The organism is Streptomyces sp. NPDC006265, assembly GCF_040613555.1.
Lineage (GTDB): Bacteria > Actinomycetota > Actinomycetes > Streptomycetales > Streptomycetaceae > Streptomyces.
The window spans coordinates 1-13,632 of the sequence record NZ_JBEXSH010000149.1 but is presented as its reverse complement, the minus strand read 5'-3'; the positions used below and the strand labels follow the sequence as shown (position 1 = coordinate 13,632).

Annotated in this window: 12 protein-coding genes, 2 rRNA genes and 1 riboswitch; of the genes, 1 reads left to right on the top strand and 13 read right to left on the bottom strand. The window is 67.7% G+C overall.

The genetic code is table 11. The annotated features are described in order from the left end of the window. Positions 1-1,332, bottom strand: a 1,332-nt coding sequence (gene gcvPA / locus ABZ281_RS15035) for an aminomethyl-transferring glycine dehydrogenase subunit GcvPA (RefSeq protein WP_356655590.1), incomplete at its 3' end; no start/stop codon positions are given. A gap of 175 nt (positions 1,333-1,507) precedes the next feature. Then, a riboswitch (glycine riboswitch) is annotated at positions 1,508-1,603 on the bottom strand. 113 nt (positions 1,604-1,716) lie between these two features. Here gcvPA and ABZ281_RS15030 point away from each other — a divergent pair. Next, positions 1,717-2,091 carry a PRC-barrel domain-containing protein gene (locus tag ABZ281_RS15030; protein WP_031104789.1) on the top strand — a complete coding sequence of 125 codons (375 nt, stop codon included), beginning with the start codon at positions 1,717-1,719 and terminating at the stop codon, positions 2,089-2,091. Here the strand turns inward: ABZ281_RS15030 and ABZ281_RS15025 are convergent. From ABZ281_RS15025 to ABZ281_RS14970, 12 genes are all read right to left on the bottom strand, one after another. Further along, positions 2,010-3,464, bottom strand: coding sequence for a DNA polymerase IV (locus tag ABZ281_RS15025; protein WP_356655588.1), 1,455 nt, complete (start codon positions 3,462-3,464; stop codon positions 2,010-2,012). The two genes, ABZ281_RS15030 and ABZ281_RS15025, sit on opposite strands and share 82 nt — an antisense overlap. Positions 3,465-3,593: 129 nt before the next feature. Beyond that, positions 3,594-4,277 carry a MerR family transcriptional regulator gene (locus tag ABZ281_RS15020; RefSeq protein ID WP_356655587.1) on the bottom strand — a complete coding sequence of 228 codons (684 nt, stop codon included), beginning with the start codon at positions 4,275-4,277 and terminating at the stop codon, positions 3,594-3,596. A 293-nt stretch (positions 4,278-4,570) separates the two neighbouring features. Then, positions 4,571-5,044 (bottom strand): bifunctional nuclease family protein, encoded by a 474-nt coding sequence (locus ABZ281_RS15015; protein WP_356655585.1) that lies wholly within the window; start codon positions 5,042-5,044, stop codon positions 4,571-4,573. Positions 5,045-5,129: 85 nt separating this feature from the next. Beyond that, positions 5,130-5,867, bottom strand: coding sequence for a MerR family transcriptional regulator (locus tag ABZ281_RS15010; RefSeq protein ID WP_356655583.1), 738 nt, complete (start codon positions 5,865-5,867; stop codon positions 5,130-5,132). A gap of 52 nt (positions 5,868-5,919) precedes the next feature. After that, positions 5,920-6,873, bottom strand: coding sequence for an FHA domain-containing protein (locus ABZ281_RS15005; protein WP_356655581.1), 954 nt, complete (start codon positions 6,871-6,873; stop codon positions 5,920-5,922). 61 nt (positions 6,874-6,934) lie between these two features. Beyond that, positions 6,935-7,843: a DUF881 domain-containing protein gene (locus tag ABZ281_RS15000; RefSeq protein WP_356655579.1), complete on the bottom strand. Its 909-nt coding sequence runs from the start codon at positions 7,841-7,843 to the stop codon at positions 6,935-6,937. Positions 7,844-7,848: 5 nt separating this feature from the next. Then, complete coding sequence (locus ABZ281_RS14995; protein WP_003988855.1) at positions 7,849-8,181, bottom strand: small basic family protein; 333 nt, start codon at positions 8,179-8,181, stop codon at positions 7,849-7,851. Then, positions 8,178-9,092: a DUF881 domain-containing protein gene (locus ABZ281_RS14990; protein WP_356655577.1), complete on the bottom strand. Its 915-nt coding sequence runs from the start codon at positions 9,090-9,092 to the stop codon at positions 8,178-8,180. The genes ABZ281_RS14995 and ABZ281_RS14990 overlap by 4 nt, the downstream gene beginning before the upstream one ends. A gap of 98 nt (positions 9,093-9,190) precedes the next feature. After that, positions 9,191-11,686, bottom strand: a complete 2,496-nt coding sequence (locus ABZ281_RS14985; RefSeq protein ID WP_356655575.1) for a mannose-1-phosphate guanyltransferase — start codon at positions 11,684-11,686, stop codon at positions 9,191-9,193. 114 nt (positions 11,687-11,800) lie between these two features. Beyond that, a complete protein-coding gene (locus ABZ281_RS14980; protein ID WP_356655573.1) occupies positions 11,801-12,409 on the bottom strand; it encodes a CDP-alcohol phosphatidyltransferase family protein in 609 nt (202 codons plus the stop codon). Between the two features lie 109 nt (positions 12,410-12,518). Continuing rightward, a 5S ribosomal RNA gene (rrf, locus tag ABZ281_RS14975) occupies positions 12,519-12,635 on the bottom strand. A 96-nt stretch (positions 12,636-12,731) separates the two neighbouring features. Further along, positions 12,732-13,632: ribosomal RNA gene (locus ABZ281_RS14970) — 23S ribosomal RNA — on the bottom strand; the annotation flags it as partial.

Genomic DNA, 13,632 nt, shown 5'->3' with positions numbered 1-13,632 from the left:
GGTGGCGTCACGGACCTGGACGGACTGTGGTCCGTGCTGCGTGACGGGCGGGACGTGGTCGGCGTCGACAGGACGCAGGTTGACCCCATGGTCCCGCGCGGCGGCCACGACCTCGGCGGCCCGGCCCTCGACCCGCACGGTCAGGGTGTCGAAGTACGCCCCGTGCACGACCTCGACGCCGCCGCTCGCGAGCCCGGCGGCCAGGACCGTGGCATACCGGTGGGTGCGCCGCGCGATGCCCTTCAGGCCCTCCGGGCCGTGGTAGACGGCGTACATTCCGGCCATGACGGCCAGCAGCACCTGCGCGGTGCAGATGTTGCTGGTCGCCTTCTCACGGCGGATGTGCTGCTCACGCGTCTGCAGCGCCAGCCGGTAGGCCTTGTTCCCGTCGGCGTCCACGGACACGCCGACGAGCCGCCCGGGCAGGCTGCGCGCCATCTTGTCCTGGACCGCCATGTAGCCGGCGTGCGGTCCGCCGAAGCCCATGGGGACGCCGAAGCGCTGCGTCGTCCCGACGGCGATGTCCGCTCCGAGCTCGCCGGGCGACTTCAGCAGCGTCAGCGCCAGCAGATCGGCGGCGACGGTGACAAGCGCCCCGAGCTCGTGCGCCCGGTCGATCACCGGCTTGATGTCCCGCACGGCACCGGAGGCACCCGGGTACTGGAGCAGTACGCCGTTGATCTCACGCTCGGCGATCTCGGCGGGGATGCCCTCACTGAGGTCGGCGACGACGATCTCGACACCGGTTGGCTCGGCGCGGGTCTGGATCACCGCGATGGTCTGCGGCAGCGTGTCCGCGTCGACCAGGAACAGACCCTTCTTGTTCTTGCCCAGGCGCCGCGACAGCGCCACGGCCTCGGCGGCCGCGGTGCCCTCGTCGAGCAGGGAGGCGCCGGAGGTCGGCAGTCCGGTCAGGTCGGCGACCGTCGTCTGGAAGTTGAGCAGCGCCTCGAGCCGGCCCTGCGAGATCTCCGGCTGGTAGGGCGTGTAGGCCGTGTACCAGGACGGGTTCTCCATGACGTTGCGCATGATGACCGGCGGCGTGAACGTGCCGTAGTAGCCGAGGCCGATCATGGAGCCGAGGACCTGGTTGCGGTCGGCGAGGGAGCGCAGCTCGGCGATCACCTCGGCCTCGCTGCGGGCACCGGGGAGGTCCAGTGCTTCGGCGCTCTTGATCACGGCCGGGACGGCGGCGGCCGTGAGCTCGTCGAGCGAGCCGTAGCCGACGTGGGCGAGCATCTTGGCGCAGGCCTCGTGGTCGGGGCCGATGTGGCGCTGCTCGAAGGGGACTGCCTCTTCGAGCTCGGAGAGCGGAATGCGGTGGGCGGTCATTACGGAGGCCTCCTGGTCGACACGACCTGCGAGGGGCACCATGGCACGGGTACCCGGACGGCCTCCCCCTCTGTCATCTCAACCTGAGAGCTTCACCGGATCGCCCGAAGGCCTCCGGCTTTCACCGTCGGTGAGAGCGGAAGCCGTCGACACCCGCCCTGCTTTCCAGAGTGACCTCGTCCGCGCGGTACGTGAGCCTGAGAGATTCCGGGGAGGATTTGCTCCTTCGGCGCCTCCGATGATGTCTGGAGGACTCTCCCGCGCGGGGTCAACAGCCGCTGCCAGCGTACCAGCGAGGTCAACGCACGAACCTTCGAGTGGCCGCATCCCCACTTGTACCGTTTTGTAGTGTTTACGGATGAGGTGCGACCATGTGGAGGGCCCGTGCGAACCGATATCGATCCGCGCAACCTGATCGGCCGCAAGGCGTTCGACCGCAACGGGACCAGGATCGGCACGATCGACGAGGTCTACCTCGACGACGCCACCGGAGAACCGGAGTGGGCGGCCATACGGACCGGCCTGTTCAGCAGGGACGCCTTCGTCCCCCTGGAGCCCAGCGAACTGATCGAGGGCGCCCTCCACGTCCCCTTCGAACGCGCCCTGATCAAGGACGCCCCCGACTTCGGCGTCGGCCGCCACCTCTCCCCCGAGCAGGAACTGCAGCTCTACCACCACTACGGTCTCGACGTCGCCGCTCCGCCCCCGCTGCCGGACCACGACTTCGGCAAGCTGGCGGGCACCGACGAGACGGCCTGAGACTCCGCCCCGGGCACGCCGCCTCCCCCATCCGGACCTCGTAACACCAACGGCAACGGATCCGCCGCTTGCAGGTCCGGATCGTCGACCCGGAACGTCCGCACCCGCCCGGGCTCCGAGTCGGGTGTCTCGAACCGTACGGTGACGCGTCCGAGGCCGCTGCCCTGCACCCATCCGTGCCCGAACTCGGCGTGCCGTACGTCGTGCCCGGCGGGCCACCGCCGCTCGGCGAGCGAAGGCTGCTCCTCGGCCGCCGCCACGGCGTGCTCCTCGACCGGGCCCTCCGCGCCCGCCCGCTCCCCCGCCGCCTGGGCGAACAGGTCCTCCTGCGTGTAGTCGGCGAGGCCGCTGACCCCCACCCCCAGGAGCCGCACCCCGCCGGTCGTGTCGACCGAGTCCAGCAGTCTGGCCGCCGCCTCGCGGATCACCGCGGGATCGTCCGTGGGCCCGCGCAGCGTCTCGGACCGGGTGAGCGTCGAGAAGTCGTACCGCCGCACCTTCAGCACGATCGTCCGCCCCGACAGCCCGGCCCCGCGCAGCCGCCGCACACACCGCTCGGCGAGCCGCTGCACCTCCAGTGCGACCCGTGTCCGGTCGTGGATGTCCACGTCGTAGGTGTCCTCGACCGACACCGACTTCGTTTCCCGCTCCGCCACCACGGGCCGGTCGTCCCGTGCCAGCGCCATGGCGTACAGACCGTGCCCGTGCGCCTTCCCCAGCAGCCGGACCAGCTCGTCCTCGCCCGCCTCGGCGATCTCCTCGACCGTGGTGATCCCGGCCCGCCTCAGATGGTCACCCGTCGTCGGCCCCACCCCCGGCAGCGTCCGCACCGACATCGGCCCGAGCATCGCCCGCTCGGTGCCCGGCTCGATCACCACCAGCCCGTCGGGTTTTGCTTCCTCCGAGGCGATCTTCGCGAGCATCTTGGAGGCGGCGAGGCCCACCGACCCCGTGAGCCCCGTGACGGCCCGTATGTCCGCGCGCAGCTTGACCCCCGCCAGCCGCGCCGACGGCTCGTCCCAGGCCACTCCCCCGGCCTCCAGGTCCACGAAAGCCTCGTCCAGGCTCAACGGCTCGACCAGCGGCGACAGCGCACGCAGCAGCTCCATCACCCGCTCGCTGATCGACTTGTAGAGATTGAAGCGCGGCACGAGATACGCGGCGTTGGGAGCGAGCCGCCGGGCCTGCCCCATGGGCATCGCCGAATGCACCCCGAAGACCCGCGCCTCGTACGACGCGGTCGCCACCACCCCGCGCGGCCCGAGCCCGCCCACGACCACGGCCTTCCCGCGCAGGCTCGGCTTGGACGCCTGCTCCACCGAAGCGAAGAAGGCATCCATGTCGAGATGCAGGATCGTAGGCGCGGTTCTCACATCTCCGATGCTGCCCTACGCCACTGACAACCCCGCGCGCGGCCGCCCCGGACACCCCAAGGGAAACCGCTCACGTCCCGGCGCGGAAACGTCCCGCCTCCTGCGCGTTCATACCGCGCCGCCCGCGGCTCAGACGGCCCGGTTCCGCCGACGCGCCAGCTCGTCCGCCGGATTGGGCCCCACCAGGGTCTCGCCGGTGTCGATCCGCTCACCGTGCAGCTGGGACAGCGCGCTCTCGACGTCCCGCCACACCACGCCCACAGCGATCCCGAACACACCCTGGCCGCCCTGCAGCAGGGCATGGACCTCATCGGGCGAGGTGCACTCGTAGACCGTCGCGCCGTCGCTCATCAGCGTCATGCGCTCCAGATCACTGAAACCGCGCTCCCTGAGGTGCTGGACGGCCGTGCGAATGTTCTGCAGCGACACCCCGGTGTCGAGGAACCGCTTGACGATCTTCAGGACGACCACGTCCCGGAAGCTGTACAGCCGCTGTGTCCCGGATCCGTAGGCGGGGCGCACACTCGGCTCGACGAGCCCCGTGCGGGCCCAGTAGTCCAACTGCCGGTAGGTGATTCCGGCGGCCGCACAGGCCGTGGGACCGCGATAGCCGATCTGCTCGGACGCCATGGACGTCGCCCCTCCGCTGCTCGGCACCGCTGTCGGTCGCTGCGGAGCGTGATCGGCCGCACCACCGGGCTGGGTGCATCCCCCGCCCGGGAGGGGCCGTGAGCCGGGGGGAGGGTACGGACCGCTCGCCCTGAGACTGCGCTCGGGGCCGCCCCCAGCCGTACCGTCGCCGCTGCTTCTCACGCCGACCTCCGTCCTTGACCTGCCTTCTCGACGGTAGGCAGTCACCAGGGGTGCGTCAACGATCGCCACACTCGCCACGCCGAGTGATAATCACCCTGAGAGTGGTTTCCCGTGCCCCGGCGCGGGGAAAGGCTAGCCGAATGTGTCCGGCACGAGCCGTATGACGCTCTCACGCGCCACCGGCACATGCGGGCATTTCGCCCGTCACGCAGACGACGGGCGGCCCTGTCACGGACCACATCGTCCGCCGGGCCGCCCACACGACTGTCACAGCGCTGTCTCTCCTCAGGAGCTCACTGACTGCTGGTGCCGAAGTCCTCCGGGGAGATCTGGTCGAGGAACTCGCGGAACTTCTCGACCTCGTCCTCCTGCTCGTCCGGGATCGCGATGCCGGCGTCATCGAGCACCGTGTCACTGCCGTAGATCGGCGTCCCGGTGCGCAGCGCGAGCGCTATGGCGTCGGACGGGCGGGCGCTCACCTCGACGCCGCTGGCGAAGACCAGCTCCGCGTAGAAGACGCCCTCACGCAGTTCCGTGATGCGCACTTCCGTGAGCTCCTGGCCGACGGCTTCCAGCACGTCCTTGAACAGGTCGTGTGTCAGCGGCCGCGCAGGAGCCATCCCCTGTTGGGCGAAGGCGATCGCCGTCGCCTCCCCCGGTCCGATCCAAATGGGGAGGTAACGGTCGCCTCCCACCTCACGCAGCAGCACGATCGGTTGGTTGGAGGGCATTTCGACCCGGACACCTACGACATCGAGCTCGTTCACACAGCAACCCTAGGCCGTGCTCGGGACGTTTGGGTAGTCGGGCCGGGATCGGGCGCCTGATCCGGTCCCCCGTCGGCCGGTCCCCTCAGGGCAGCCGCACCCCGAGCGCCGTCCGCACCAGCGCGGCGTGCAGCTTCACCGTGAGCCCCGCCAGCTCCTTGGTGCGGGCCTCGGCATGAGCCCTGGTCTGCGGGTTGCGGTGCCGCCTGAGCGGGGCCACCACCTGGTCGACGAGCCCGGCCTCACGGTCTGCGGCGGCCTTCATCGCCCGCAGGTGTCGCGGCTCGATCCCGAATCTCCCGAGCTCGACGACGAGCAGGGCGACGGTGACCGCCTCGGCGTCGTACGCCCCGTCCTCCAGTGGGGTGAGGAGGCCGTAGGACTCCCATTCCTTGAGCTCCGGCTCGTCGACGCCGACGGCGGCGAGCAGCTCCTGTCGACCGATCCTGGCCGCTGTGGGCTCCTCGGGCGGCTCGGAGACGGATACACCGTCCCGCTGGCGCCCCACGACCGGCAGCTGCACGGCTTCACCGCGCTCCATGGCGTCCAGGTGCTCCCGGATCACCTTCAGGGGCAGATAGTGGTCCCGCTGCATCCTCAGGACGTGGCCGAGGCGCTCGACGTCATGGGCGCTGAACTTGCGATACCCCGAGGGGGTCCGCTGGGGTTCGATGAGCCCTTCCGACTCCAGAAAGCGGATCTTGGAGATGGTCACTTCGGGAAACTCTTCGCGCAGCACGTTCAGCACCGTGCCGATGCTCATCAGCCCACTGTCCGTGGCGGCGGCGCCGTTTTCGGCACCGCCGCTCGGTGTTTGAAGCATGGCCTTCCCTGACGGATGGACCTTCGCCGAGGCCTGTCCGGACCGAGCCCGGTCAGTAGCCCCGCTGGCTGGCGTAGAAGACCAGCCGGTACTTGCCGATCTGCACCTCGTCGCCGTTGTTCAGGGCGACCTGGTCGATCCGCTCCCGGTTCACATACGTGCCGTTCAGGCTGCCCACGTCGGCCACCGTGAACGAACCGTCCTGACCCCGGCGGAACTCCACATGCCGCCGGGACACCGTCACGTCGTCCAGGAAGATGTCGCTCTGCGGATGCCGGCCGGCCGTGGTCAGGTCGCCGTCCAGCAGGAAGCGGCTGCCCGAGTTCGGCCCGCGGCGCACGACCAGGAGCGCGGAACCCAGCGGCAGCGCGTCGACGGCGGCCTGAGCCTCGGGAGACAGGGTCGGCATCGGCGTCTGGCCGGTGGTCTCGCTGTCGTAGGCCTCGAGACCGGAGATGGAGATCGTGGAGGTCGTCTCGGACGGACGCTCCGGCGTCGCCCCCGCCCGCAGCGGCGCGCCGCAGTTGGAACAGAAACGGCTGTTCTCCGCGTTGCGGTTACCGCACCTCGTACACACCAGGGCCGACATGGGATCCTCCTGCCGCGGCTGCCCACCGGGGGCGTTGGACGCATACGGGTCGGAAAACTCTCCACCCGCACTTGAGGTTGACGGTTGCCCGAAACCTATGCCGCCGGGCTGCGCAGGGTCAACCGACGGCGCGCCCTGACCTCCGGAAACGTCGCCGCCCGGGCCGCCGACCTGGTCCCGGAACAGCGGCCGCTGGCCCTCCGCGTCAGGCTGTGCGCGATGGCGGGCGGTCGCATTGTCGCTGCCATCTCGCGCGCTCTTGCCGAACAACTTCGCAAACAACTTCACGGGCGATTCCCCTTGACCGAAACAGACCCGCCCGTGGGGCAGGACGAACCCTGACTGAATACTCTGGCCGACCCGGACATCCTGACAACGTCCGTCTGCACCAGACAGTTTCCACCACGCACCGCCCATTCGGTGCGCCGACCCCCCGCAACCTCATGCCCTCGCCGGACGCCGCCCATGCACCCCCGGTTCACTGCGAGGACGACCGAGCGTAGTCAGGCCGCTTCGCTGCTCGCAAGGCGTCCACGACGATGTCGGTGGACCGCTCGATCGTGACGGTGGCCTGTTCCTTCTCGAGAGTCTGCACCACGCCTCCGGGGATGTTGAGCGCCGGCTCGAGGTCCTGGGACTTGCCGATGACCTTGAAACGATAGGGCGCGTTGATCTTGTTCCCGTCGACGCCCACGCCCTTGCCCGAGTCCGTGAGATACGTGCCCGCGACGACCCGTACGCCGTTGACCTGGATCGCCTCGGCACCCGCCGCGCGCAGTTCCTGGACCGCGTTGAGCAGCATGTCCGCCTCGACCGTCCCCTTCGTGTCCTGGATCGTCATGGTGATGCCGGGCCCCTGCGCGGCCACCGTACCCGCGAGGATGCCGAGTTGCCTCTCCTTCTCGATCGTCTGCTTCCGGGCCTCCTCGGCCTGGTCAGAGCTGTTCTCCAGCTCGTCGCGCTGCTTCTCGAGACCTTGCTTCTCGTCCTCAAGACGTTGAGTACGATCATCAAGTTCATCGAGGATGCGAACAAGATCTTCCTGTCGCGCGCCACGCAGGGCATTGTCGCTGTCGCTGTTCGAGGCCACCTGCACGGCCAGCCCGAACCCGAGTCCGAACAGCAGCACCGCGACGATGAGTTGGGCCCGGGTGACACGCGGCGGCCACACCCCCTGCACCAGCCGCTGCCGCCCGGTCAGCCACGGCTCGGGGTCCGGCTTGCGTTCCGCCTGCCGGGGCTCCGGCTCCCTGGGGGTCTCCTCTGCGGCGGGCGCTGCCGCGGGTACCTCCTGGGGCAGCTCTTTGCGCAGCCCGTTCCGGGACTCGGCGCTGGCGTCGCGCGCGCCGCCCCGCTCCTCGGCGGGCTTGTCGTCGTGATCGCTCATCGGCCTCACGCCCGGAAGACGTGCCGACGGATCGCCGCGGCGTTGGAAAAGATCCGGATGCCGAGGACGACCACCACACCGGTGGACAGCTGGGCGCCCACGCCCAGCTTGTCGCCCAGGAACACGATCAACGCGGCCACGACCACGTTCGACAGGAACGACACCACGAAGACCTTGTCGTCGAAGATACCGTCGAGCATGGCCCGCAGGCCGCCGAAGACGGCGTCGAGCGCCGCCACGACAGCGATCGGCAGATAAGGCTCGACCACCGCCGGAACCTCAGGCCGGACCAACAGGCCGGCCACGACTCCCACGACGAGGCCCAGTACGGCGATCACGATGTGCCCTTCTCGCTCTTCTCAATGCTCGGCTGTGCTGTACGTACGGTCACACTCGGTGCGGCAGGCAGCCGGAGGTCGTCCTCCACGGAGATGCCTGTCCTGATGCCGTAGCTCTCCTGCAGCGCGTTCAGATACAACCCGTCTGCGCTGTTCTGGAACCGCGTGCTCAGCCGCTGCCCGTCCCCCACCGCCAGCACGGTGTACGGCGGCACCAGCGGCTTGTTGTCGACCAGTATGGCGTCCCCCGCGGCCCTGATCGCGGACAGCGCCGTCAGCCGCTGACCGTTGATCGAGACGGCCTCGGCGCCTGACTCCCACAGCCCGTTGACCACGCGTTGCATGTCCCGGTCACGCACCCGGCCCGTGTCGGAGAAACCGGAGGTCTCCCGCGGGCTGCCGTCGCCCCCCGAGGCGGCTTCCTTGGCGTCGTTCACCACGAGCTTCACCCCGGGGCCGTGCACCGCGACCGCGCCCGACAGGAGGCCCACCAGATCGGAGTCCGCGCTGCCACCGCTGTGCTTCAGTGCCTCGCGCTGCCGGGCGCTCACGTCCGCGCGCAGCTCGTCGACCGAGTCCTCCAGCTTGTCCGCCGCCTCGGTCTCCCGTTCGATGCGGTCGACCAGTTCTTCCCGCTCCTTGGCCACGACCGGGGCGGCAACCCGCGCCTGCGCCGCTCCGACGGTCACGACCAGGGCCGCGAGCACCAGTCCGGCGGCAAGCCCCAGCTTCGCCCTGAGCGTCTTCGGCATGCCGCTGTCACCGGCGGCCTTCTTGCGCTCGGCGGCCTCGGCATATCCGTCGTCGAGGCTGTGGTCCATGACGTTGGTGAGCAACGACATGGACGCATCCGGGCGCCGGGGCCGCGTGGGTGTGCTCCGAATGGGGGGTTGCTGCGGCATGCCGCTCATCGTCGCACGTCGCGAGCCCTACCTCCGAACGGCCCCACCGGCGTGCCGGACAGGCCCCGTTGAGGACACTTGTCCGGCACGCACGCGTGCAGCCTGTTCTATCGGCCGGCGCTGTCCACAACGGCCGCCCATTCGTCCAGCAGGGCCTGCGCGGAGGCGTCGTCCGGCCCCTCGGCCCACAGATGGGTGACGGCCTCGGCCGGGTCGGGCAGCACCATCACCCAGCGGCCGTCGGTCTCCACCACCCGCACACCGTCCGTGGTGTCCACGAAGCGATCTCCGGCCGCTTCGACGACCCGCCGCATCACGAGCCCCTTGACGGCCCACGGGGTCGCCAGATCCCGCTTCAGGACGTGCGCCCGCGGAATGCGCGCGTCGATCTGGCTGAGCGTGAGCTGCGTCCGTGCCACGAGCCCGATGAGCCGCACGAAGGCCGCGGTGGCGTCGTACACGCTGCTGAACTCGGGGACGATGAAGCCGCCCTTGCCGTCACCGCCGAAGATCGTCCTTTCCTCACCGCCGACGCGCGTGAGGTCGTCGGGAGAGGTGGTCGTCCACTCGACCTGCGTCCCGTGGTACGCCGCCACCTGCTCGGCGATCCGAGTCGTGGTCACCGGCAGCGCGACCCGTCCGCTGCGCCGCTCGGCGGCGACGAGGTCCAGCATCACGAGCAGCGCCCGGTCGTCCTCGATGATCCGACCCTTCTCGTCGACGAGCGACAGCCGCTCACCGACGGGGTCGAACCGCACACCGAACGCGGCTCCCGAGGACGCCACGATCTCCCCGAGGCGCACCATCCCAGACCGCCGCATGTCGGCCGTCTCCGTCGGCCTGGACTCGTCGAGACCGGGGTTGATCGTCAGCGAGTCGACACCGAGCTTGCCGAGCAGACTCGGCAGCACGAGGCCGGCGCTTCCGTTGGACGCGTCCACAACGACCTTCAGCCCGGAGTCCGCGATACCGGTCGTGTCGACGTTCCGCAGGAGCGAGCCGGTGTACGAGTCGAAGACACTCGCCGGGAAGTACAGGTCACCGATCTCACCGGGGAAGGCTCGGCGGTACTCCTGCCGCGCGAACACCCGGTCCAGCTTCCGCTGGCTGCCCTGCGAGAGGTCCGCACCCTGCCCGTCGAAGAACATGATGTCGACGGAGTCCGGCACGCCGGGCGTGGTGCGGATCATGATGCCGCCCGCACTGCCGCGCGCGGTCTGCTGACGGGCCACGGGCAGCGGCACGTTCTCCAGGTCCCGCACGTCGATCGCGCTGGCCTGCAGCGCGGAGATCACCGCCCGCTTGAGCGCACGGGCACCACGCGAGTGGTCTCGGGCCGTGGTGACGGTCGAGCCCTTCTTCAGCGTCGTCGCGTACGCGCCCGCGAGACGCACCGCGAGTTCCGGCGTGATCTCCACGTTCAGGATGCCGGAGACACCGCGGGCACCGAAGAGGTGCGCCTGGCCCCTGGATTCCCAGATCACCGAGGTGTTGACGAAGGCGCCGGCCTCGATGGTCTTGAACGGATAGACCCGCACATTGCCCTGGACGATCGATTCTTCACCGATCAGGCACTCATCACCGATGACCGCCCCGTCCTCGATCCGCGCCGCACGCATGATGTCGGTGTTCTTGCCGACCACGCAGCCGCGCAGATTGCTGTGGGGCCCCACGTAGACGTTGTCGTGGACGACGGCCTTGTGCAGAAACGCGCCGCTCTTGACGACCACGTTGGAGCCCACGACGGTGTGCTCACGGATTTCGGAGCCGGCCTCGACCTTGGCGTAGTCACCGATATAGGCGGGCCCGCGGAGTACGGCGTCGGGATGGACCTCCGCTCCCTCGGCGACCCACACTCCCGGGGAGATCTCGAACCCGTCGATGTCGACGTCGACCTTGCCCTCCAGGACGTCGGCCTGCGCCTTCACATAGCTCTCGTGCGTGCCCACGTCCTCCCAGTAGCCCTCGGCGATGTAGCCGTAAACCGGCTTGCCTTCCTTCATCAGCTGAGGGAAGACGTCACCGGACCAGTCGACGGGCACATCGGGCTCGACGTAGTCGAAGACCTCGGGCTCCATCACGTAGATGCCGGTGTTCACGGTGTCGGAGAAGACCTGGCCCCAGGTGGGCTTCTCGAGGAAGCGCTCTACCTTGCCTTCCTCGTCGACAATGGTGATACCGAATTCCAGCGGATTGGGCACACGCGTCAGACAGACCGTGACCAGCGCGCCCTTCTCCTTGTGGAAATTGATGAGCTCGGTGAGGTCGAAATCCGTCAGCGCATCGCCGGAGATGACGAGGAAGGCATCGTCCTTCAGCGCTTCCTCGGCATTCTTGACGCTTCCGGCGGTACCGAGTGGCTTCTCCTCGTTGGCATAGGTGAGCTCCATACCGAGCTCTTCGCCGTCACCGAAGTAGTTCTTGACGAGCGAGGCCAGGAACTGGACAGTTACGACTGTTTCGTTGAGCCCATGCCTCTTGAGCAGCCGAAGAACATGCTCCATGATCGGCCGGTTGGCCACCGGCAGGAGCGGCTTGGGCATGCTTGAGGTCATGGGGCGAAGGCGCGTGCCTTCGCCTCCGGCCATCACGACGGCCTTCATGTCGGAAGCGTCCTCCTCAAAGAGACGGTCTAGCCGACTTCCCCCGCCAGGATTGTCCCTCACTTACCCAGCACGGGCCATTGCTCCGCTACGGCAGCAGGACCATCCGAGAGTTCAATCGGCCATGGTGTCCGCACGGACCAGGCGGCGGACTTGTACCACGTAGAGGACTCCTGCCCACCAGTAGAGCGTTGTACCCCATCCAGCGAACGCCCATCCGAAAATGGCAGCCAGTGACGAGATCCAACCCGTGTCGTCACTGAGCAGGAGCAAGGGGAAGGCGTACATCAGGTTGAAGGTGGCTGCCTTGCCCAGGAAGTTCACCTGGGGCGGCGGATAGCCGTGCCGGCGGAGGATGCCCACCATCACGAGCAGAACCAGCTCTCGCGCCAGAAGTGCGGCGGTCAACCAGAGGGGCAGAATCTCCCGCCAGGTGAGGCCGACCAGGGTAGAGAGAATGTAGAGCCGGTCAGCCGCGGGGTCGAGGAGCCGGCCGAGGCTGCTGATCTGGTTCCAGCGCCGAGCGAGCTTGCCATCGAGATAGTCGGTGACGCCGCTCAGGGCCAGTACCAGAAGGGCCCAGCCGTCACTCTTGGGCCCGCCGAACTCAGGACGCAGGATCAGCCACAGGAAGACGGGCACGCCGACGAGCCGGGCCATGCTGAGGATGTTCGGGATGGTGAGCACACGGTCCGTCTGGACGCGAGTCTCCTGAACCTCCACCCGGGGGCCTCCTGTGGGAAACGAGCCAACGATGCTCCCTGACCTTACCTCAACGCAAAAAGGCTCTGGCTCTTGGGCTGTTCGCCCAAGAGCCAGAGCTCTAAAAGGAGTTCGGCGGCGTCCTACTCTCCCACAGGGTCCCCCCTGCAGTACCATCGGCGCTGTAAGGCTTAGCTTCCGGGTTCGAAATGTAACCGGGCGTTTCCCCTACGCTATAACCACCGAAACACTATGAAACTGTCGAACTCATGCCGCACCATACCGTGACCATGGCATGGGGCCGTTCGTGGTTTCAGAACCAACACAGTGGACGCGAGCAACTGAGGACAAGCCCTCGGCCTATTAGTACCGGTCAACTCCACACGTTACCGTGCTTCCATATCCGGCCTATCAACCCAGTCGTCTACTGGGAGCCTTACCCTCTCAAGGAGGTGGGAATACTCATCTCGAAGCAGGCTTCCCGCTTAGATGCTTTCAGCGGTTATCCCTCCCGAACGTAGCCAACCAGCCATGCCCTTGGCAGAACAACTGGCACACCAGAGGTTCGTCCGTCCCGGTCCTCTCGTACTAGGGACAGCCCTTCTCAATATTCCTACGCGCACAGCGGATAGGGACCGAACTGTCTCACGACGTTCTAAACCCAGCTCGCGTACCGCTTTAATGGGCGAACAGCCCAACCCTTGGGACCGACTCCAGCCCCAGGATGCGACGAGCCGACATCGAGGTGCCAAACCATCCCGTCGATATGGACTCTTGGGGAAGATCAGCCTGTTATCCCCGGGGTACCTTTTATCCGTTGAGCGACGGCGCTTCCACAAGCCACCGCCGGATCACTAGTCCCGACTTTCGTCCCTGCTCGACCCGTCGGTCTCACAGTCAAGCTCCCTTGTGCACTTACACTCAACACCTGATTGCCAACCAGGCTGAGGGAACCTTTGGGCGCCTCCGTTACTCTTTAGGAGGCAACCGCCCCAGTTAAACTACCCATCAGACACTGTCCCTGATCCGGATCACGGACCCAGGTTAGACATCCAGCACGACCAGACTGGTATTTCAACGACGACTCCCCCTGAACTGGCGTCCAGAGTTCACAGTCTCCCAGCTATCCTACACAAGCCGAACCGAACACCAATATCAAACTGTAGTAAAGGTCCCGGGGTCTTTCCGTCCTGCTGCGCGAAACGAGCATCTTTACTCGTAGTGCAATTTCACCGGGCCTATGG